We start from the raw sequence: 21,365 nt of genomic DNA on the forward strand, positions 1-21,365 counted from the left end.
GGAGGTCCCGGTGTGCGCCCGGCGGGGCGGCGGCGCGAGATGATGGGACGAGGTGCCCGCTCCCGGGACGCCGCAGCCCTCCAGTGAACCCTCGTGTGAAGGTAGTCGGTAATGGCGCAGATCAACCCCAGCATCCTGTCCGCGGACTTCGCCCGGCTCGCCGACGAGGCCGAGGCCGTCAGGGGCTCGGACTGGCTGCACGTCGACGTGATGGACAACCACTTCGTCCCCAACCTCACCCTCGGCATCCCGATCGTCGAGTCGCTCGCCCGCGCCACCGACATCCCGCTCGACTGCCACCTGATGATCGAGGACCCGGACCGCTGGGCCCCCCAGTACGTCGAGGCCGGCGCCGGCTCCGTCACCTTCCACGTCGAGGCCGCCGCCGCGCCCGTCCGCCTCGCCCGCGAGATCCGCGCCAAGGGCGCCCGCGCCTCCATGGCCCTCAAGCCGGGCACGCCCATCGAGCCGTACGAGGACCTGCTGCCCGAGCTCGACATGCTGCTGATCATGACCGTCGAGCCCGGCTTCGGCGGCCAGGCGTTCCTCGACATCATGCTGCCGAAGATCCGCCGCACCCGGGAGCTGATCGCCAAGCACGACCTGGAACTGTGGCTCCAGGTCGACGGCGGCGTCTCCGTCGGCACCATCGAGCGCTGCGCCGAGGCCGGCGCCGACGTGTTCGTGGCCGGCTCGGCGGTGTACGGGGCCGAGGACCCGGCCGAGGCCGTGCGCAAGCTGCGGGAGCTCGCGACCAAGGCCTCGGCGGACGCCTGGTGGGCCTGCGGGCACTGAGCCCGGGCGGAGCCGTTCAGGGGCGGGACCGTTCAGGGGCCGGGCCGTTCAGAGACGGGGCTGTTCAGGGGCCGGGCCGGCCGTCATCCAGGGGCCCGGCCGGCCTGGCCCGCCCGGCGAGGGGTGGAGGATCCAGCGGTCGTCAGGGATGATCGTTGGCGAACGCCCCTCGCCCGGCCCCTCTCCGCACGGTGGTGGAACCGCACATGAGCAACCTCGACCGCAAGCCCTCCCCGACCACCTGCGGCCGCGAGGCCGACACCGGACCGGTCAAGGATCTGTTGACCGGACGTCAGGTCCAGCTCGGCGAGAGCACGATGGTCCGCCGACTGCTCCCCAACCTGGGCCGCCGGATGGTCGGCGCCTGGTGCTTCGTCGACCACTACGGACCCGACGACATCGCCGACGAACCCGGCATGCAGGTCCCGCCCCACCCCCACATGGGCCTCCAGACGGTCAGCTGGCTCCACCAGGGCGAGGTGCTGCACCGCGACAGCCTCGGCAGCCTCCAGACCGTCCGCCCGTACGAACTGGGCCTGATGACCTCCGGCCGGGCGATCTCCCACTCCGAGGAATCCCCGCGCCCGCACGCCCGCTACCTGCACGGCGCCCAGCTCTGGGTCGCCCTCCCGGACGCCCACCGGCACACCGCCCCCACCTTCGAGCACCACGGCGACCTGCCCGTCGTCACCGCCCCCGGCCTGCACGGCACCGTCATCCTCGGCACCCTCGACACCGCCACCTCGCCCGGCACCGCCTACACCCCCCTCGTCGGCGCCGACCTCGCCCTCACCGAGGGCGCCGACCTCAAGCTCCCGCTCGTCCCCGACTTCGAGTACGCCGTCCTCTCCATGTCCGGCAGCGTCGACGTCGACGGCGTCCGCGTCGAACCCGGCTCCATGCTCTACCTCGGCTGCGGCCGCCCCGAACTCCCCCTCCACGCCCGCACCGACGCCGCCGTCCTCCTCCTCGGCGGCGAACCCTTCGACGAGCAGATCCTCATGTGGTGGAACTTCATCGGCCGGTCCGGTGAGGAGATCACCCGGGCCCGCGAGGACTGGATGTCCACCGCCCGCTTCGGTGACGTCCACGGCTACGCCGGCGACCGGCTGCGGGCTCCGGAGCTCCCCGCCCTTCCGCTGAAGGCGCGGGGGCGCGTGCGCTGAGGCGGGGAGACGGGGTTCGCGGTCGCTAGCGTTCGTCGGTGAGGTCGCGGACGAGGGTGCTGCTCATCTGGGGGAGTTCGCCGTACTCGGGGTCGTCGCCGGCGACGGGGAGTTGGTGGATGACGGCCGCGAGGCGGGGGGGCAGCTTCACGTCGAGGCCGTAGTGGCACCGGGCGAGGATGTCGGTGAGCACCTGGGCCGGCAGCAGTGCGTGAGGAGTGCTCAGGACGCGCTGTGGCGGGCGGGGGTTGGTGGCCAGTGCTTCGGCCTGTTGGCGCCAGACTTCCGCGTCCAGGAACTCCCCGAGGCTGCGGTGCAACAGGCTCAGGAACGACGCGGAGGTGTAGGAACCGCCGCCGGCCGCGAACTGCCACCAGAACTGGGCGCCGTCGCGATGGCCCGCGACGTACAGCAGCGCGCCGAGGACGAGGGCGCCCTCGGGGTGGATCTGCTCGGCGTTGACGAGGAGGCCCAGGGAGGCCGCGGCGGACGGCATCGAGAGGACCAGGGACGCGGCGAGGTCGAGTTCGTGGGCCGCCTGCTTGTGCTCTGAGGACAGCGGACTCGGGGCGGTCAGCAGCCGCTCCCAGGAGACGCCCGTGCCCCCTGGCTGCGGTCGCGGGGCCCGGGTGGGCAGGTGGATGCCGGCCATGTTCGGGTGCAGGGCCCGGTCGTGCTCGGTGCTCACCGGCTCTCCCCGCGTCGGCCGCCGAGCGCCGCGGCCAGACGGTCGAGAGCCTGGCTCGCGGTCGAACGGACGTTGGCCTCGGTCGTCCCCAGGCAGTCGGCGATCTGCTCGTCCGGCAGGTCGAGCAGGTAGCGCAGCACGATCACGTCGTGCCGCCGCTCGGACAACCGCCGCAGCGCGACGTACAGTTGCTCGTGACTGCCCCCGGTCTCCATCAGGTGCTGCGCCCGCTCGGCGGCGATCCGCACGGCGTAGACCCACCCGGGGACGCTCGCCTGGGTGGGCAGCGGCTCGCCGTTCATCATCAGTTCCGCCAGGGTGGCGCCGATCTCCTCCTTGAGGATCGTCCAGGCGTGGAACGGTGGGATCTTCTCGCGCAGGATGCGCGGCCACTCCTTCCACACGCGGACCTTCGCGATCTCCACCGCTCTGTGTGCGGCGTCGTCGTCGCGAAGGCGCGCGCGGGCGAACCCGGTCCACGCCCCCTCGTGCGTGTCGCAGAACGCGTCGAACGTCAGGCGGTCCCGGTCTCCGACCACCCAGTCGCTCTCGGTCACGTCCCATTCCTCCCCTGCGGCACGCCTGTCGGCTGCCGTCCGGCGCGGGCCGTCGACCGTGGCTGAGCCCCACGGCCGTGCGGCGGTCACAGTGGGAACTCGCTTCCCTGGTAGGAACATTAAGGCGGATTGGATGCCGAGATGTTAAACCGCGACAAGGTGTTTCGAGATCAGACATAAGGTGCGGCTGATGATGGAGATACCGTGCGGAACATGGTCAGAGTGAGTCACTACATGCTCTGATTCGGTCGTCCTGCTTCACGGTCGCGTCGTCACCGGCGGCGGCCCTTGCTTGGCCGTTCGGGCGTGTGGGCATAGTGGAAGGGGCCGCGCCAGGGTCCGCCACCGCTCGCCACGGTGGCGCGGGCGCGGATCGGTCCTGTCCTGCGCAGGGCGAGTCGATGACGTATCAGGGGGAACGCATGACGGACGGCACCGCCAGGACCGACGACGTAGAGGTCAACCTCGACATACACCTGGCCCACTCGGCACGGATGTACGACTACTACCTCGGCGGCACGACGAACTTCCCCGCCGACCGTGAGGCCGCCGGCCGGGCCCTGGCGGTCTTCCCCTACGCCCGCTCCGCCGCGCGCGCCAACCGTGCCTTCATGCGCCGGTCGACGCAGCTGCTCGCCGAGGCCGGGATCCGACAGTTCCTCGACATCGGCACCGGGATCCCCACCTCGCCGAACCTGCACGAGGTCGCGCAGTCGGTCGCACCGGACGCCAAGGTCGTCTACGCCGACAACGACCCGATCGTGCTCCTCCACGCGCAGGCGCTCCTGCGCGGCACCGAGCAGGGCGTCACCGCCTACGTGCAGGCCGATGTGCGCGAGCCCGGAGACCTGTTGGACTCGGCCCGGGCGATCCTGGACTTCACCCAGCCGATCGCGCTCAGCATGAACGCCCTGCTGCACTTCGTGCCGTTCGAGGCCCAGCGGATCACCGAAGGCCTCAAGGCACAACTGCCCAGCGGTTCCGCGCTGGTGGTCAGCCACTTCACGCAGGACTTCGCCGCCGAGGAGACCGCCCGGCTCATCCAGGTCTACACCGCCGCGGGAACCCCCGTCGCCGCCTGCACCCGCGACGAGTTCGCGCAGTTCTTCACCGGCTGGAACCTCCTGGAGCCGGGCGTCGCGGCCACTCCGCGCTGGCACCCGGCGGCGCCTGCGGACGACACCGAGCACATCACCGACGCAGCGGCCTCCTGCTACGGGGCCGTCGCCATCCGCCCCTGAGCCGTTCTCCCAGTCCGGCAGCTTCCAGTCTGGCAGCTTCGAAGCCCGGATGTTCAAGCCCGTACATCGGCATTCCGGGACCCGGGTGCGCCCACCGCCGGTGGCGGCAGGAGTCGTTGTCAGTCGCGGTCAGCGGTCAGCGGTGAGCGGTGAGCGGTGAGCGGTCGGCGGTGAGCGGTCGGCGGGCCGCATCAGCCGCTCGCCGGGCGGCTCACTCGCGCCCGCCGATCGCGTCGACCGGCGCCGGCCGCAGGGCGGACCGGGTGGCCACCGCGATCGAACCCCAGGAGAGCGCGACGGTGACCGCCACGATCGCGACGAGGCCGACGAGGCCGAAGGGGGAGACGGACGGAACGGGTGACTCCGTCAGCCCGAGGCTGATGCCGACCAGGGGCGGGATCGTCGCCAGCAGACCGAACAGCAGCGCCGAGAAGACCACGATCCTGGCTTCGCCGTTCATCATCGCGCGGACCTGGGCCCGGTCGGCGCCGATGAGTTGCAGCATCGCGAACTCGCGCACCCGCGCCGCCGTCGCCATCACCAGGGTGTTCACCACGGCGATGGCGATGTAGCCCAACAGCACGGTCTGGAACAGGAGGTTGAGCGCCCAGTCACCCGAACCGCCGCCCCCGGGCGCGGCCTTGAACGCCTCCTGGCCGCCCACCTGGACCGTCGGGTAGCGTCCGACCGCGCCGCGCAGCGCGTCGGCGAGCGCCTTCGGGTCGGTCCCGTCCGCGGACCTGACCAGCACGGCGGTGTCGACCCGCGCGGTGGTGTGCGCGACGACGAGGTCGTTGGGCAGGGTGACGTCCCCGAAGCCCGAGCCCCGCTCGTAGACCGCCACCACCCTCGGCCTGACCGCCGTGCCGTCGCCGAGCCGCAGGTCGACCGTCCCACCGCGCTGCGCATGGACGGTGTCCGCGACGGCGCGGCTCAACGCCACCGTCTCGCCGCGCAGTTCCGCGGTGTCGCCCTCGACCACCTTGAGGTCCATGGTCTCGGAGAGCCGTTCGGGCGCGACGCCCTGGGCGGCGAAGACCTTGGTCGCGGTGCTGTTCTCGGACGGGAACGTCAGCAGCACCCGCATCCGTGCCACCGGCGTCGCCACGGCGGCGCCGGGCACGCCGCGCACGCCGTCCACGACCTCCGGGGACACCCCGGCGCCGGACGACGAGGTCAGCACGTGGTCGGCCCGCAGGCCGGCGTCGAGTTGCTCCTGCGACGCCGCGATCGTCGTGGAGGCGCCGAACACCTGCACGGCGGCCAGGGTCACGCCCATGGCCAGCGGGGTGACGGCCGAAGCGAGTCGCCGCGCATCGGCTCGCGCGTTGGCCTGGGCGAGGAAGCCGGGGGCCTTGGACTGCCGGTTCAGGCGCGGGCCGAACAGCACGACGGCGCCTCTGATCAGCAGCGGGCCGACACACCCCAGCGCCACGACGAACAACAGGACCGCGCTCGCCGCGGTGTCGGCGGCGGAGTCACCCGACACCGCCACCTCGCCCGAGGTCAGCAGCAGCCCGAGCGGGACGAGCAGGAAGCCGATGGCCAACCGGACCCGGCCGATCCTCCCGGGCTCGACGGCGGCGTCCCCGAGCGCCTCGACCGGGCTGGTCCCGGACACCCGGCGCGCGACCAGCCAGCCGCCGAGCCGGGCGCTGGTCATGCACAGCACCAGCGAGGCGAGGAAGGGCAGCCACCCCACGTCCATCCGGAAGTCCGCGGGCATCGCGCCCGCGAGGACGAACACGCCGCGCATCACGAACGCGATGACGACGCCGGGGATCGCGCCGACCAGGGCACCCGCCAACGACACCAGGGTCATCTCGGCGCCGATCATCCGGTGGATCTGCCGGGGCGTCGCGCCGATGGCACGCAGCAGGGCCAGTTCGCGCCCGCGCTGCCGCACCGACAGCGCGAGCGTGCTCGCCACCACGAACACCACGATCAGCACCATGGTGCCGCCGAACGACGCCGACGTCTCGACCACCAGGCTGCGGGCGTCGCCCACGTCCAAGAACTCCACGTCGCCGCGTTCCGCGCCGGTGTGGGCCACCACCCCCGGCACGGCGGCCGTGATCCTGCCGGCCAGTTGCTCCGGGGTGACGTCGGGCCCGGCCCGCACACCGATCGCGTCCACCCGGTCCGGACGGCCGGACAGCTCGGCCGCCCGGCCGTCGGTGAAGAACACCGCGGACTGGCGGCCCAACCCGCCCCCCGGCGGGGCGGCGACGCCCACCACGCGGTACGGCGACGCGACCGAGCCGACCACGAGCCGCACCGTCGCGCCGGGCGACACGTGGGCGCGCGCGGCGAGCCCGGCGTCGAGTACGACCTCGTCGGGCCCGGCGGGCGCGCTGCCCGCACGCACCGCGAACGGCCCGAGCACCGCGGCGGACCAGCCGTGCCCGACCACGGGGAAGCCGTCCGGGCCGCCCACCGCGCGGCCGTCCGGGGCCAGCACGCCGACCTCGACGTCGACATCGCCGACGGCGGAGCGGACACCGGGCACGGCGGCGACGGCGGCGACCTTGTCGGCGGGCAGCGTGACGCGCTCGCTGTAGCGGACCTCGGAGCTCTCGTCCAGCCAGTACGACTGCTCCGCGCCGAGGACCACCGCCGCGCCCGAGTAGCGTTCGGGGGCCACCCCGCTGCTGAGCCCGGACATCAGCAGGATCCCGCAGGCGGTGATCACCGCCGAGCCCATGGCGATCGCGACGAAGGAGCCGACGAAGCCGCCCTTGCGCCCCCTGATCGTGCTCCAGGCCAGCGACAGGCCCTTGCGGTCCGGCACCACGAGGCGGACCAGCCGTCGGATGCGGCGGATCACCACGCGCCCAGGTACGTCACGCGCGCCGCGACCTGCCCCGAGGCGGGCCGGCGCGGCTCGCCCGCGAGCCGCAACGGCGGCGTGACGATCTCCTCCACGGCCGGCGTGGTCATCGGGTCGCACACCCGGGAAAGGCACTCCTGCCGGAATCGGACGGTCCCACTCCGGGAGTGCGGGCGCCACGATCCAGTCCGACGCGTACGACATCCAGCGCCGGTATCAGGCTCCTTGACGAACCGTAACTCCTCGACGCCGCACCCCAACGGATCGACCAGTCGGCGGATGCGGCACGCCACGCAGGTTGAGACATGCTCGGGGAGCCTACCCGAGGCCCCGCCGCGCCCCGTCGTCGTGGCCGAGGAACGCACGGGGTCGGCCGTCTGAAATCCCCATGGACGAGATTGTGGCGCCGCAGCAATCACTGACAAGATTTCAGCACGGCATCCTGTCGCGGGAGATGCCGCCGAACCGACCGTGGCTCGACGCACGTCTGGAGGCCGCATGGCACGGGTGAACCTGAGGGCTGCATTCATGAGCGGCCTTTCGTCCACCGTCACGGCTCAGCAGGTCTTCACCAACCGGGTCGACGAAGTGGCCGCATTCGCCCGGTCGGTCGACGAGCTTCACCGGATGCTGGACGAGGCCGAGGTCTCGCCGGTCGTGGACCGCGGGCAGGGCCGCCGCAATGTGCTGACCTTCTACGGCGTGGGTGGCATAGGCAAGACGACGCTCTCCCACGAGCTGGAGCGCCGCCTCCTCGCCGAAGCGCGGGAGAAGGAGCGCGACGACGTGGTGACCGTGCGGATCGATCTCTCGGAGGAGGGCGCCGGCGACATCGAGAGCCTGTTGCTGCGTCTGAGGGCCGCCCTGGGCCAGTTGGGGAGCCGTTGGCCGGCCTTCGACCTGGCACTGGCCTCCTACTGGGCTCGCGCCCACCCCGGCGAGGCCTTGCAGGAGTTCCTGGACGCCTCGCCGGCGCTGCGGCGCGCCTCGCGGAGCATCGCGCTGGGTGACCAGATCGCGGAGGCCGTGAAGCAGGTCGACCCGGGTGGTCTGGGAGGTCTGACCGGACTGGCCCACCGGGCCGCGCTGGTCACGTACCGCGCTGTCCGGGACCGGGTGCGGGAGGGCCGGCTGCTGGCCGACTGCGATCTGTTCGCCGAACTGGTCGAGGCGGACGCCGACTACGAGACGCTCTCGTACTTCCCGTACCTGCTGGCCTGGGACTTGGAACGGCAGCCCCGGGGCGGTCGGCCGGGCCGGCGGCCCCGGGTGTGCGTCTTCCTCGACACCTTCGAGGTGGTCAACGGTCAGGCCGATCGCGCAGTGGAACGGTTCGTCCAGCGCTGCGCCTATCTGATGCCGAACGTGCTGTTCGTCATCACCGGCCGGAACCGGATCGACTGGGCCGACTCGGGTGCGGGCGGCGAGCTGGACTTCACCGGCCCGGAGTGCTGGCCCCATCTGCACTTCAGCAACGACACGGCCGAACCACGGCAGCACCTCGTGGGGTACCTGTCGGACTCCGACGCGGACAGCTATCTCCGTGAGGCCCTCGTCCGGGACGGTGAGCCCGCGATGTCGGCGGAGATCCGGGAACGCGTCATCTCCGGCGGCCAGGGGCTTCCCCTGTACCTGGACCTGTCGGTCTCCCACTGCGCCGCCCTGCTGGCACGCGGTGGGCAACCTTCCGTGGCGGACTTCGGCGGCTCGTTCACAGCCGTCGCGACCCGGTCGATCAGGGACCTCCCCCGGGAGGAACGCGACCTGGTCCGAACAGCCGCGCTCACCGACCGGGTGGGCGCGGAGCTGCTGCGCGCCGGTCAACCCGGAGTCTCCGACGGGAGCGTGGCACGGTTCCTTCGCCGACCGTTCCTGACACACGACGACGCCTATGCGTTCCCGTACGCGTTGCACGTGGCGTTGCGGCAGGCCATCGGCGAGGCGGACCGGACGCTTCCTGACGGTTGGTCGGATCGTGACCGCAGTGAGGTCGCCGCCCGGCTGCTGAGCTGGCTGGGCGAACGCCTGGGCGCCTCCGGCGGGCGGGTGGCGACGGCGCAAGCCCTCGAAACCGGGCTCAAGCTCTCTGCCGAGCACGGTGTCTTCGACGACTGGATGGCGCTGGCCACGCAGCGACTCGTCGAGGCCGGCCAGTGGTCGGAGCTCGGAGCCGGTCTTACCGGCGCCCCGGTGGGCCTCCCCGAGTACCGGGCGATCCGGGCCGCCATCCGGGGAGTCCAGCTCCGCCGGACCGGCCGCGTCGAGGAGGCGATCGAGTTGCTCGGCGGCGCGGCCGGAGGCGTGCGGCACGGTGGCCGAACGGCACAGCTGGTCCGCATCCACCTCGCCCACGCCCTGCGCAACCACGGCGACTACACGCAGGCCGCGGAGATCTACCGGGGCTTGGTGGGGGGCGAGTTCGACGCGGCCGCCCGCTACTGGCTCAGCGACTTCGACTACCTCAACGGGCGGTTCGCGGCCGCTCTCGCCTCCCTGCATGAACAACCGGTCCGTGGCCCGGAGGACGAAGGCGAACGGCTCCGGCTGACCGGGCACATCTGGCGGGTCAACGCCCGCTTCGAGGAAGCGACTTCCGTCTACCACGAGGCGATCGGCCTGGCGAGGCGCGAGGGACTGGCCGCCGCAGAGGCGAAGGCACTCGCCAACCTGGCGCAGACCGCCTGCTGGTCCGGGGACACGGCAGCCGTCGCCGACGCGGCGGGCCGGGCCCGGGAACTGCTCGACCTGGTGCCCAACCCCGTCGAACTGGTCAAGCTCCGGTCCGCCGAGGCGGTGGCCCATGCCATGGCCGGCGACGTCGGCGCTGCCCGGTCCGCAGTAGGAGACACCCGGCACCTTGCGGACGGGATCGCTTACCGGGGCGGTCACAACCTGGCGGACGTGGCCGAGATCCTCCTCGGCGTCCTCGCCGGTGACCACGAGGGTGCTCGTCGCACGCGATCCGAGCTCGATGCGCGCACCCGTACGTCCGGAGGCAACACCTACTGGGTTCCCATCACGACTTCCTGGATCGACGGCTCCCTCGCCGCCGCGGAGCACCTGCCTGCCGTCGGCTGGGTGGACGGCCCCGTCGCGTCGTTGGGTCGCTGGGCAGCGGTGGTGACACGTCGATGACTCTCCCCGGCCCCCGCACCTCGGCCGAGTCGTCCGGAGAAAGCAGAGTTTGATGACTGACCTCGTGAGCGTCGGCCTCGTCGGCGTCGGCACCATCGCGCAGACCCATCTCGCAGTCCTGGCCGAACGGGCCGATGTGCTGGTCGAGTTCACGGTCGATCCGAACCGGCCGGAACCGCCCTCGTTCCGTGGAACCACCCCGCGTCACTACGCCGGCCTGGACGACGCGCTCGCGGAGCACCGACCCGATCTGCTCGTGCTCGCCACTCCCACGCACACGCACGCGGAGCTGGCGGCCCAGGCTCTCCGGCTCTCCACGGCCAAGGTGCTGGTCGAGAAACCCCTCGTCCACGACCTCGCCTCGCTCGGGCGGATCCGCGCGCTGGACGAAGCGGTCGACGTGCGGGGCCGGTTGTTCACCGCGCACCACTTCGCCTTCTCTCCGGAGGTCGGCTGGGCGGCGGAACTGCTTGCCGAGCACCCCGAGTGGGGGCCCGTCACGGCCGTCACCTCCGCGTTCTACGACCCCTACGTCCTCAAGGGCACCGATGCCTACGAGTCCTACGGCTCCAGCTGGATGGACTCCGGGGTGAACCAGCTCAGCATGCTCACCCGCCTGGTCGACCTCACGGCGCTCACCTCCGCCCGGCAACTGGACGGCGGCGCCAGCGCGTGGTGCATCGCCGAGTACCGGTCCCGGGGCGAGTCGGGCACCGCACGTCTGCGCAGCAGCTGGCTCACGGGCTCCAGCAGCAAGGAGAGCAGTCTGGTCTTCGGCCGGGCGGGCGTGGAGGTGTGGATCGACCACACCTCCATGACCGGCTTCGCAGCCCGGGACGGTGACCTGCTCGCCGCCTTCGGGACGGACGGTCGGACGGCCCGGAAGGTGGCCCATTACCGGCCGCTGTACGAGAGCCTGCTCTCCGACCGCCCCGACCCGGTCCTCGGGTTCGACGCGGCTGCGAGGATCACCGAGATCCATCACGCGGCGCCCGGCGCGGAGTAGTCCCCGGGGCGGGACGTTGCGACGAGCACCCGCGGGCGCTACCAGGGGGTCAACTCGCCGACCTGGTCGGCGGCCTCCTTCCTCGGGCCGGTCGTGGCGGTTGGAGAGCCGCAGGGCCCGGCGGTTCGCCTCCAGTCACCGGACGGTCTGCGCGTGGGGCCTGCGGGGCCTCCGGCCGGTGGGCCGTGCGCAGTGACAGTTGTCATGTGGTTCGGGAAAAAAAGATCACTGACGAAGTGCCAGGCCGGTGGGGGAGGCTGGCGGTACGGCGGATCGCGGCGGATCGCGGGCGGTGACCGCAGGGCACGCGACAGACGGGGGAGTGGGCACGAAGGTGTTGGTGGCCGAGGCCGGGCTCGGGGGGCTCTGCCTGGCGCACGGGCTGCTCCGGGCCGGCGTGGAGGTGCGGGTCCTTGAGCGGGAGGAGGGGGCGCACAGCCGGTACCAGGGCTTCCGGATCGGCTTGAACGAGCACGGGCGCGCCGCGCTGCGCCAGTGCCTGCCGCAGCGGCTGCACCCCCTGCTGGAGGCCGTCACGGGCCCGATGGCGGGCGAGCGGCGCGTGGTCGACCAGCAGTTGCGCGAGCTGCGCCGGCTCGGCGCGGTGGACGGGGGAACCGCCGTCGACCGGCACGTGCTGCGCCAGCTGCTGCTGGCCGGGCTGACCGCCGTCGCCGGGTACGAGCGGCGGATGATCGACTACGGCTTCGCGGCGGTCGCCGACAGCCTGGAACGCCTGCCGGACTTCGCCCCCCGCGCACCGGTGTCCTGACCGCGCGCACGCGAGCGCACCCGCGTACGCGGGCACGGGGGCGTCACGGTTCCTGAAGGTGTGCTCAGACTTCTTCAGCGGATCTTCAGCGGGTTGGTCGGAGGCTTCTGGGGTCACTCCCCCGTCCGCCTCGTCGCAAGTGAGCCCCCGTTGCCCCTGAGCCCGATCCGTGCAGCCCGCGCCACGGCCGAGACCCGGCCCGTGCCCGAACGGCGGCGGCCCGCCGCCGAGGGGGCGGGTGCGGCCCTGCTGTCCTGGGCGCTCGCCGCCGTGCTGTTCGCCGCCTACAGCGCGCTGTCCGTCTCCCGTCACCTGCACCTGCGGACGAACGGCTTCGACCTGGGCATCTTCGAGCAGGCCGTGCGCGCCTACGCCGAGGGCCGCGCGCCGGTCTCCGAGCTGAAGGGGCCGGGCTTCCACCTGCTCGGGGACCACTTCCACCCGATCCTGGCCACCCTCGCACCGTTCTACCGGGTCTTCCCCTCCGCGCTCACCCTGCTGGTCGCCCAGGCGGCGCTGGTCGCCGTGTCCGCCGTCCCCGTGACCAGGGCCGCGGTGCGGGCGGTCGGCCGGTGGGCGGGCGCGGGCATCGGGGTGGCGTACGGGCTGTCGGTCGGCCTGCAACAGGCCGTCGGCTTCGACTTCCACGAAATCGCCTTTGCCGTACCACTGTTGACGTTCTCTCTGGAGCGGCTGATGCTCCGGCAGTGGCGGTCGGCGGTCGGCTTCGCCCTGCCGCTGCTGCTGGTCAAGGAGGACCTCGCGGCGACGGTCGCCGTCATCGGCTGCTACCTGTTCTGGCACGGCCGCCGCCGACTGGGCGCGGGCGTCGTCGCGCTCTCCGCCGCCACCCTGCTCCTGGTGCTGCTGGTCGTCATCCCGGCCCTCAACCCGGACGGCGCCTACACCTACCTCTCCAGCGTCGACGGCCCGGCCGGCAACCCCGTGACCAGGCTGCTCCTGCCCGGCGAGAAGTGGCACACCGTCGTCACGATTCTGGCCCCCACCGCGTTCCTGGCGCTGCGCTCCCCGCTGATCCTGCTCGCCCTGCCGACGCTGGGCTGGCGCTTCTGGTCCACCAACCCGTCCTACTGGGGGACGGACTTCCACTACGGCGCCGTCCTGATGCCGATCGTCTTCCTCGCCTTCGTCGACGCCCTGACCCGGCTTCGGCTCCGGTTCCGGGCCCGGCACGGCCTGCGGCGGTGGACGGTCCGCGGTTCCGTGGCCGTCGGGCTCGCCGTGACGGCCGCCGCCCTGCCCTCGCAGCCCCTCGCGGAGCTGGCCCGCCCCGCCACCTGGCAGCGCGACGCGACCGTCGACGCGGTGAGCGCGCTGCTGCGCCGGATCCCGGACGGCGCCGAGGTGGCCGCCGCCAACGGCTTCGCGGCCCAACTCACCGGCCGCACCCGGGTCTACCTCTTCCCCCGCTACCCGGGCGCCCCCGGCGCGCGGCCCGACTGGGTGGTGGCAGCCGACCACCCGCGGGACGGGCTCCTCTCCGCCCGCGACGAGGCCGAAGCCCTCCGCGCCCTCCCCGCCGCCGGCTACCGCCCCGTCGCGAGCGCCGCCGGCATCACGGTCTACCGGCTCACCGACCTTGCGGGCTGACCCGGGGCGGTGGTCGGACGACGGGAGGCGTGGTGACAACTCGACGCCAAAGTGCGGTGGTTGCGCCGACGCGCGCAGGGCCCGCCACCTGCGGGGTGGCCCTGCGCGCGTCGGAGGGACGACAGGTCAGCGGGACGGAGGGGCGGAGGGACGGCAGGTCGGCCTGGTGTCAGCTGAAGGCGGCGTCGGCGGTCAGCGTCGACTGGGCGATGGGCTGGCCGACTCCGAGCAGGACGTCGACGCAGTTGTCCAGGATCGGCTGGTCGCTGTCGATGTTGAGGACGGTGGTCAGGTTTTCCCCGGCCAGGCGGGTGGAGGAGCCGGTGACGGTGCCGGTGAGGGTCCCGGCCCCGTCGACGTCGACGACGGCGATGTCGGTGATGGTGCTGCTCGCCTGCGTGCCGTCCTTCAGGTTCCAGGTGAAGGTCGCGGTGGAACCCGGCGCCATGGCCGGCGGCGTCAGCGGGTTGCAGCTGAGCGTGCCGAACTTGAGCGTCGCGGTGACGGTGCCGCCCGTCACGGCCGTCGGGCCGCCCTGGGAGTCGAGGCAGCCGCTCACCGTCCCGCCGATCGCCACGGTGGTGGCCTCCGGGCCGGCCGAGAGCGGCGGGCTGAAGTTGACGGCGGCGTTCACGGTGCAGTTCAGGATTTCCGCGGCGGCCGTCGGGGCGGCGTCGGCGACCGGTGGCACGGCGGTGCACAGGGCGGCGGCGAGAACGGCGGACACGGTGACGGCGCTTCGGCGTACGGACACGTGGATTCCCTTTCTTTCGTCGGACCGGGGGTGAGGCCCTCGCACTCGGAGCGGGGTGGGCCGAAGGGGGACGGTGGCACGGCGCGAGGAATTCCGGCCGTCGCCATCCCGGGGATCCCGCCGATACGCCTCGAATGGTCCAGCGCCGCGGTCCGGCCCTCCGGCGTGGGCGGACACCGGGCGGGCGGACACCGGGAAGGTGGACACCGGGAAGGTGGCGGCCGGCCGGTCGACGGAGGGGCGCCGGGCCCTGGTCGACCTCGGCACCGTGAAGTGGTTCAACGGCCGTCGACGTCGTCGGCCGCTGAGGGCGCGCGGCGTCCGTCAGGCCACGTGGTCGAGGGCCGGCGCGGCCGTCGGCTGTGCCGTGGCCCCGGCGCCCTCGGCCTGCGCGCCCCAGCGGCGGGCCAGGACGGCGCAGACCATCAGTTGCAGCTGGTGGAAGAGCATCAGCGGCAGCACCATCAGCCCGGCCGCCGGGCCCGGGAAGAGGACGGTGGCCATCGGGACACCGCTGGCCAGGCTCTTCTTGGAGCCGCAGAAGACGATCGCGACCAGGTCGCCCCGGCCGAACCCGAGCCGGCGGCCGACCAGCAGCGTCGCGGTCAGGACCAGCCCCAGCAGCGCCGCCTCCACCCCCAGCAGTGCCGCCAGTCGGGGCAGGGAGAGGGCACCCCACACCCCGCCCACCACGGCGGCGCTGAAGGCGCTGTAGACGACCAGCAGGATCGAGCCGCGGTCGACCAGGCCGAGGACGGCGCGGTGGCGGGCCATCCAGGCGGCGATCCAGCGGCGCAGCACCTGGCCGGCGGCGAAGGGGAGCAGGAGTTGTTCGGCGATCTCCAGCACGGTGCCCGGCGAGACGCCGCCCTTGGTGTGCAGGAGCACGGCGGCGAGCAGCGGGGTCAGGACGATGCCGAAGAGGCTGGAGAAGGTCGCGCTGCAGACCGCCGCGGCCGTGTTGCCACGGGCGATGGAGGTGAAGGCGATCGAGGACTGCACGGTGGAGGGCAGCAGGGTCAGGAACAGCAGGCCCTGGTAGAGCTGCGGCGACAGCACCGCCGGCACCAGCAGGTGGGCGGCCACCCCGAGCAGGGGGAAGAGGCCGAAGGTGACCGCGAGCACGGTGCCGTGCAGCCGCCACTGCCTGAGCCCCTCCCAGGCCTCGCGGGCGGAGAGCCGGGCGCCGTAGAGGAAGAACAGGACGGCGACCGCGCCGGTGGCGGCGTCCGAGAAGGCCGGTGCGGCGCTGCCGCGGGCGGGGAGCAGGGCGGCCACTGCCACGGTGCCCAGCAGGGCGGCGATGAACGGGTCGACCCGGAGGCGGGCGGGGCGGCGGGGCAGGTGGGAGCGGAGCGGGTGGTTCGGGCGAGGCATGGTTCTCCGCGGTGGCGGTTCGGGTGGGATGGCCCCAGCCTGCCGCCCGCCGGGGTGATTGTGAATCCCGCTGGCGGCACTCACTGTTATCATGATCCGTGATATCAGCGGATAGAATGGCTAGATGTTCGATCCGGTGCAGTTGAGGTCCTTCCTCGCGGTGGCCCAGACCGGCGGTTTCACCCGGGCCGCCCAGCGGCTGGGGCTGCGGCAGTCGACGGTCAGCCAGCACGTGCGGCGGCTGGAGACGGCCGCCGACCGGCAGCTCTTCCTGCGCGACACCCACTCCGTGCAGCTCACCGGCGAGGGCGAGGCCATGCTCGGCTTCGCCCGGACTATCCTGGAGGCGCACGAGCAGGCGCTCGGCTACTTCGCGCGGACGCAGGTGCGCGGGCGGGTGCGGTTCGGCGCCTCGGAGGACTTCGCCCACACCGAGCTGCCGCAGATCCTGCGGAGCTTCCGGCGGAGCAACCCCCAGGTCGACCTCGAACTCACCGTCGGCCTCAGCGCCGTGCTCTACGAGCAGCTGGCCGACGGACGGCTCGACCTGGTACTCGGCAAGCGCCCGCCCGGCGGCGGCTCACAGGGGCAACTGGTGCGGCAGGACAAGCTGGTGTGGATCGCGGCGGAGGACTTCCGGACGGACCCGGCGGAGCCGCTGCCGCTGATCGTCTACCCGCCGCCCAGCTTCACCCGGGTCCGCGCCCTGGAGGTCTGCGAACGCGACGGGCGGCCCTGGCGGATCGCCTGCACCAGCACCAGCCTCTCCGGGGTCCGGGCCGCCGCGCTGGCCGGCCTCGGGGTGGTGCCGCACGCCCGCAGCCTGATCCCGTCGGGCCTGCGGGTGCTGCCCGACCAGCCGGGCCTGCCCAGCCTCGGTACCATCGAGTTCGCCCTCACCACGGGGCGCACCACGGCGCGCGGCCCGGCCCGGGTGCTGGCCCAGGCGGTCCTCGCGGACGCGTTCCGCCTGCAACGCGCACCGGAGCGGGCGGAGCCGTGACCGGGGGTGACGGCCGGGCGTTCCTGCGGCCGTGATCCCCCGGGGGGCGGGCCGGCCCGGGGTGCGGGTGTCACCACCCCACGGGCAGGGTGCGCGGGGCCCGGGTGATCTGGCCGCGTTTCCAGTCGGGGGCTCCGGCCGCGTGGAGGGTCGGGAAACGGGCGACGAGACCGGACAGGGCCTCCTGGAGCTGGACCCGGGCGAGTTGCGCGCCGACGCAGAAGTGGGCGCCGTGCCCGAAGGCCAGGTGTGACGGGGTGTCCCGGGTGAGGTCGAGCAGGTCGGGCCGGTGGTGGACGCGTTCGTCGTGGTTGGCCGACGAGGTGAGCGCGATCACCGCCTCGCCCTCCTTGACCGTCACCCCGCCCAGCACCACGTCCTCGGTGCTCACCCGCAGGTTGGCGCCCACGGTGGCCTGCGCGTACCGCAGCAGCTCCTCGACCGCACCGGGGATCAACGCGGGCTCGCGGCACAGCAGTTCGTAGCGTTCGGGCTGTTCCAGCAGCAGGTGGACCAGACCGGCGAGGCGGTCCGAGGTGGTGCCGTAGCCGCCGGTGAGCAGGACGATGCAGAACGAGATCAGTTCGCCCTCGCTCAGCCGGTCGCCGTCGTCGCGGGCCGCGATGAGGGCGCTCAGCATGTCGTCGGCGGGGTGGGCCCGTTTGGCGGCGACGAGCCCGGTGAGGTAGCCGGTCATCTCCTCCACGGCCGCCATCACCTCGGCGTCCGTCAGGGCGGTGACGCTGCGCACCGCGTCGTCCCAGGCGTCGAGCCGGTCGCCGTCCACGCGGGGTGTCCCCAGCAGGTCGCAGATGACGGTCAGGGGCAGCGGCCGGGTGAAGTGCGCGACGAGGTCAGCGGGGCGCGGGCGCGGTGCCAGGGCCGTCAGCAGGTCGCCGGTCAGGACGGCGATGCCGCGTCGCATCGCCTCCGCCCGGCGGGCGTTGAGCGCGGGCGAGACCAGCCGGCGCAGCCGGGAGTGGTCGGGCGGGTCGGCGGCCAGGATCGAGTCGGGCAGCGTGGTCGTGCGGTTGATCCGGGGGCCCGTTCCCCGGGTCGCGCGGGCGCGGCTGAAGCGGGGGTCGGCCAGGACGCGGCGGACGTCGGCGTGCCGGGTCACCAGCCACGCGGTGTCGCCGCTGGGCAACCGGACCCGGACGACGGGTTCCTCGCGGCGCAGCCGGGCGAATTCGGGGAGCGGTTCGAGCCCGTCCCGGTGCGGGAAGGGGAAGGGCTCGATGTGTTCGGTCCGGCTCACGCGGCTCTCCATCGGTGGCGGTCAGGGGCGTTCGTAGACGGAGACGTGGTAGGCGCTGTCGCGGGTGAAGGGCGCTCCCGCCCAGTCGCCCCAGCGTTCCTTGAGTCGAAGCCCGGCCCGGCCCGCCATCAGGTCGAGCTCGCCGTGGCCCGCGTAGCGGAACTCGACGTGCAGGTGCCGGGTGCGGCCGTCCTCCTGGATGACGTAGTGCGAGCGGTAGCGCTGGGTCGACGGGTCGAGCCGGCGGTGGCAGAGCACCAGGTGGTCGTCGCCCTCCGCGACGACCTCGGGGCCGGTGGCCGCCGCGAGGGCTTCGGGCACGTGGGCGTCGAGGACGAGGAGGCCGCCGGGGGCGAGGTGCGCCGCCGCGTTGGCGAAGCAGCGTGCCTGGGTGGCCTGGTCGGGCAGTTCGAAGAACGTGCCGCCGCCGAGGAAGACCAGGGTGTAGCTCCCGGCGACCGGCACCTCGGCGAAGTCGCCGATCGTCACGGGGATGTCGGCGCCCCCGGGTTTGGCCCGCAGCCGCCGGACCATGCCCTCGGAGCCGTCGACTCCGTGCACGTCGATCCCGCGCGCCTTCAGCGGCAGGGCCAACCGGCCGGTTCCGATGCCGAGTTCGAGGACGGGCCCGGCGCCGGCGAGGGCGGTGAGCGCGTCGACCGTCGCCCCGCTCACGCCGGGCTTCGCGAACCAGCGGTCGTACGTCTCCGCGAACTCGGTGGCGTAGCCGGGCCCGGGGTCCGAAGGGGGCGGGCCCGAACGGGCGGGTTTCAAGGGCACGGGGTTCAAGGGCGCGGGGTTCACGGGGGCGGGGTCCGAAGGGGCGGGGTTCACGGGGCTCCTAACCGAAGGGGTGCGGGCGGCCGGGGCCGGGGCCGGAGGGCAGCGGGAGGGTGCCGGGGGCGATCACGCGAACCACCCGGACCCCGGCGTCGCGGGCGGGTTTCGCGGTGGTCTCGACGAGGACCACGTCCTGGCCGGTGTGCCCGGCGAGGACGAGCAGCGGGTCGGTGTGCCGGGCGAGGCCGTGCTGCGGGTCGGTGTGCCGGGCGAGGGCGTGCTGCGGGCCGGTGCGCCCGGCGCTGCCGGGCCGACCGGCCGGGGGCGGACGCACACCCCACAGGCGCAGGCTGTCCTGGCGGTGGAACGTCCAGAGCGCGTGCTGGACGGCGGTGGCGGGGGGAGTGGCGCCGTGCCACCGCTCCCAGGTGCGGCGCGCGACCTGCGTCCGCATGCTCCAGCGCACCATCACAGCCTCGTAGGCCGCCTTCTCGACCAGGGCCCCGATCGTGTCCGCCGGCCCGCAGCGGGCCCCGAACGCCTGGCCGGTGCCGTCGGCCCGGTGCACGCACACGACGGCGCAGGCGGTTCCGGCGGGGGCGGGAACGGTGAACGCGGTCGCCACCAGCTCGCCGGCCCGCAGGAACGCGGCCAGCGGCGGTGGCGGGACGGCAGGGAGCAGGCTCGGCGGCCGGTCGGAGAGCCCGTACCAGCTGCGGCGCACCAGGTCGCGTTCGAGCACCTCCCAGGCCGCGTGCCGCGCCGCCGCGGCGGGGTCGGGGTGCGCGGCGATGCCGGTGGAGCCGGCGGCGGGCGCGGCGTCGCAGCCGGCCGGGGGGCGGTGCTGCAGGAAGGCCGAGCCCGCCGGGACGAGCACCTCCGCGCCCCGGACGGTGCGACCGCGCACCCACAGCCGGCGGGCGTCGGGCCGCACCGGCGGGGCCAGCGCGGGTACGCCCTGCCGGCGCAGCTCCCGGTGGGTGGTGACGACCTCGGCGGCCGTCTCGGCCTCGCGCCCGGCCAGCACGTTTCCGAGGCGTTCCAGGAGTTCTCCGCGGGCTCCGGTGGCGACCTGGTCCCGGTCGTGCCCGGCGGCGCTGCCCACCAGCACCGGCGCGCCGTCCGCGGCGCTCGTGCCCTCGAACGCGGGCGACCGGGCGGCGACCCGGGCGAACAGCAGCTCCGGCTGGTCGGGGTAGGGGGTGAACACCTGGGGTGTCCACGCCGTCACGCGGGCCCCCCGAGGACGGTGGCGCACTGGGCGAGCACCCGCCGGCCGTGCGCGGTGAGGGTCTCGGTGTGGGCGGTCAGGGTGGTCACGGCCTGGTGCGCGGAGGCCAGCAGGTCCTGGTGCCGGGCGTCGACGGCCGGGCCCAGACCGGTGAGGCGCCGGTAGAGCAGCACGCTGCGCGCCAGGACCACGGTCTGCTGGAAGAGTCCGGTCAGCGGCCGGGGGTCGGCCCGCAGCGGAGTGGCGACCAGCAGGTCGGTGTGCCGGCCCGGCGCGTCCGGGTCGGCGGGCCGGTCGGGCAGCAGGAACGGTTCTGCGAGGGCGGCGGCGTTGCACCTGGTGTGCGCGCCCTCGTGCACCAGCGCCTCGGCGAACCGCACCGGACCGGGCAGCCCGGCGGCGCTCGCCGTCAGCCGCGAGCGGTGGACGAGGACGGCACCGTGCACGGTGAAGTCGGTGTACCCGTCGATGGCGTCGCCCGTCAGCAGCGCGACCTCGGTGACCGACTCCCGCACCTCGGCCGCGGCCTCGGGCCAGACCCGTGCCAGCAGGCCGAGGGACTGGGCCAGCGCCTCCCGCTCGGACCCGCGCCACCGGACGACGTCGGCGGTGACCGGCGCGCCGTCCGCGCCGGCGCGGGCCGGGATGGACCGCAGCGCGCGGGCCACACTGCGGCCCAGGTGGTCCTGCGGTTCGGCCGGGCCGAAGACGGGCGGCGGCACGTGGTCGAGCCGGGCCGCCAGCGCCCGCCGCAGCTCCGGGGACAGCGGACCGGACCGCAGTGCCTGTTGCACGGTGTGGACGGCGTCGACGGCCGCCGGATGACGCAGTCCGTCGCCCGGCGGTGACGGCAGCTCCGCCCGGTCGAGCACCGCGCGCAGTCGTTCCAGCAGCCGCGCCCGGTCCTCGACGGCCTCGTGGGCGTCCGGTTCGACGTCCATGCTCTCCCTTCCCAGCTCCTGGTCCCTGCTCCTGGACTGGCACCTGCCTCCCGGACAAAGGACGTGCGGCGGGCCGCGAAGGCCCGCCGCACGGCGCGCAGGTCCCTAGTCGCGCGAGGGGACGTCGACCATCAGCGCGAGTTCGGGGAGGTCTTCTTCCACGACCTGCTCGATCTCCTCGTTCATCGAGGACTCCCTTCACCTCACCGGCCCCACCGTT

At 73.5% G+C, this 21,365-nt stretch carries 18 protein-coding genes; 9 read left to right on the forward strand and 9 right to left on the reverse strand.

Annotated elements, in window-relative coordinates; translation table 11 throughout:
* Positions 1–111: 111 nt before the first annotated feature.
* The gene (gene rpe / locus AB0P03_RS01310) at positions 112–795 is read left to right on the forward strand and encodes a ribulose-phosphate 3-epimerase (RefSeq protein ID WP_363627502.1); all 684 of its coding nucleotides are present in this window, start codon (positions 112–114) and stop codon (positions 793–795) included.
* A gap of 206 nt (positions 796–1,001) precedes the next feature.
* Positions 1,002–1,961 (forward strand): pirin family protein, encoded by a 960-nt coding sequence (locus AB0P03_RS01315; protein WP_363627503.1) that lies wholly within the window; start codon positions 1,002–1,004, stop codon positions 1,959–1,961.
* A 25-nt stretch (positions 1,962–1,986) separates the two neighbouring features.
* Here the strand turns inward: AB0P03_RS01315 and AB0P03_RS01320 are convergent, their stop codons facing one another.
* A complete protein-coding gene (locus tag AB0P03_RS01320; protein WP_363585917.1) occupies positions 1,987–2,649 on the reverse strand; it encodes a hypothetical protein in 663 nt (220 codons plus the stop codon).
* The gene (locus tag AB0P03_RS01325) at positions 2,646–3,206 is read right to left on the reverse strand and encodes a sigma factor-like helix-turn-helix DNA-binding protein (protein WP_363627504.1); all 561 of its coding nucleotides are present in this window, start codon (positions 3,204–3,206) and stop codon (positions 2,646–2,648) included. Before AB0P03_RS01325 ends, AB0P03_RS01320 begins: the two co-directional genes overlap by 4 nt.
* A gap of 422 nt (positions 3,207–3,628) precedes the next feature.
* On the opposite strand from AB0P03_RS01325, the gene AB0P03_RS01330 reads away from it, so the two are divergent.
* Entirely contained in the window at positions 3,629–4,447 is an 819-nt protein-coding gene (locus tag AB0P03_RS01330; protein ID WP_363585919.1) for an SAM-dependent methyltransferase, read from the forward strand.
* Positions 4,448–4,658: 211 nt separating this feature from the next.
* Here the strand turns inward: AB0P03_RS01330 and AB0P03_RS01335 are convergent, their stop codons facing one another.
* Positions 4,659–7,277 (reverse strand): ABC transporter permease, encoded by a 2,619-nt coding sequence (locus AB0P03_RS01335; protein WP_363627505.1) that lies wholly within the window; start codon positions 7,275–7,277, stop codon positions 4,659–4,661.
* Positions 7,278–7,665: 388 nt separating this feature from the next.
* On the opposite strand from AB0P03_RS01335, the gene AB0P03_RS01340 reads away from it, so the two are divergent.
* From AB0P03_RS01340 to AB0P03_RS01360, 5 genes are all read left to right on the forward strand, one after another.
* Positions 7,666–7,788, forward strand: a complete 123-nt coding sequence (locus AB0P03_RS01340; protein WP_363585920.1) for a hypothetical protein — start codon at positions 7,666–7,668, stop codon at positions 7,786–7,788.
* A gap of 17 nt (positions 7,789–7,805) precedes the next feature.
* A complete protein-coding gene (locus AB0P03_RS01345; RefSeq protein ID WP_363627506.1) occupies positions 7,806–10,412 on the forward strand; it encodes a hypothetical protein in 2,607 nt (868 codons plus the stop codon).
* A gap of 52 nt (positions 10,413–10,464) precedes the next feature.
* Positions 10,465–11,418, forward strand: coding sequence for a Gfo/Idh/MocA family oxidoreductase (locus AB0P03_RS01350; protein WP_363627507.1), 954 nt, complete (start codon positions 10,465–10,467; stop codon positions 11,416–11,418).
* Between the two features lie 322 nt (positions 11,419–11,740).
* Positions 11,741–12,190 (forward strand): hypothetical protein, encoded by a 450-nt coding sequence (locus AB0P03_RS01355; protein ID WP_363585923.1) that lies wholly within the window; start codon positions 11,741–11,743, stop codon positions 12,188–12,190.
* A 150-nt stretch (positions 12,191–12,340) separates the two neighbouring features.
* Positions 12,341–13,801, forward strand: a complete 1,461-nt coding sequence (locus AB0P03_RS01360; RefSeq protein WP_363627508.1) for a DUF2079 domain-containing protein — start codon at positions 12,341–12,343, stop codon at positions 13,799–13,801.
* 169 nt (positions 13,802–13,970) lie between these two features.
* On the opposite strand, the gene AB0P03_RS01365 is transcribed toward AB0P03_RS01360, so the two are convergent.
* Both AB0P03_RS01365 and AB0P03_RS01370 read right to left on the reverse strand, forming a co-directional pair.
* Positions 13,971–14,555, reverse strand: coding sequence for a hypothetical protein (locus AB0P03_RS01365; RefSeq protein WP_363627509.1), 585 nt, complete (start codon positions 14,553–14,555; stop codon positions 13,971–13,973).
* A gap of 324 nt (positions 14,556–14,879) precedes the next feature.
* Positions 14,880–15,932, reverse strand: a complete 1,053-nt coding sequence (locus AB0P03_RS01370) for a bile acid:sodium symporter family protein (protein ID WP_363627510.1) — start codon at positions 15,930–15,932, stop codon at positions 14,880–14,882.
* Positions 15,933–16,056: 124 nt separating this feature from the next.
* Between AB0P03_RS01370 and AB0P03_RS01375 the strand changes: the two genes are divergently transcribed.
* A complete protein-coding gene (locus tag AB0P03_RS01375; RefSeq protein WP_363585927.1) occupies positions 16,057–16,935 on the forward strand; it encodes a LysR substrate-binding domain-containing protein in 879 nt (292 codons plus the stop codon).
* A 70-nt stretch (positions 16,936–17,005) separates the two neighbouring features.
* Here AB0P03_RS01375 and AB0P03_RS01380 read toward each other — a convergent pair whose 3' ends face one another.
* The 4 genes from AB0P03_RS01380 to AB0P03_RS01395 all read right to left on the reverse strand — a co-directional run bounded on the left by AB0P03_RS01380 (position 17,006) and on the right by AB0P03_RS01395 (position 21,145).
* Entirely contained in the window at positions 17,006–18,193 is a 1,188-nt protein-coding gene (locus AB0P03_RS01380; protein WP_363585928.1) for a cytochrome P450, read from the reverse strand.
* Between the two features lie 21 nt (positions 18,194–18,214).
* Positions 18,215–18,973, reverse strand: coding sequence for a class I SAM-dependent methyltransferase (locus AB0P03_RS01385; protein ID WP_363585929.1), 759 nt, complete (start codon positions 18,971–18,973; stop codon positions 18,215–18,217).
* 61 nt (positions 18,974–19,034) lie between these two features.
* On the reverse strand, positions 19,035–20,204 hold the full coding sequence (locus AB0P03_RS01390; RefSeq protein WP_363627511.1) for a YcaO-like family protein: 1,170 nt from the start codon (positions 20,202–20,204) through the stop codon (positions 19,035–19,037).
* On the reverse strand, positions 20,201–21,145 hold the full coding sequence (locus tag AB0P03_RS01395) for an HEXXH motif-containing putative peptide modification protein (protein WP_363627512.1): 945 nt from the start codon (positions 21,143–21,145) through the stop codon (positions 20,201–20,203). Before AB0P03_RS01395 ends, AB0P03_RS01390 begins: the two co-directional genes overlap by 4 nt.
* Between the last annotated feature and the right edge of the window lie 220 nt (positions 21,146–21,365).

The sequence above is a fragment of the Kitasatospora sp. NPDC088779 genome, assembly GCF_040685395.1.
Taxonomy (GTDB): domain Bacteria; phylum Actinomycetota; class Actinomycetes; order Streptomycetales; family Streptomycetaceae; genus Kitasatospora.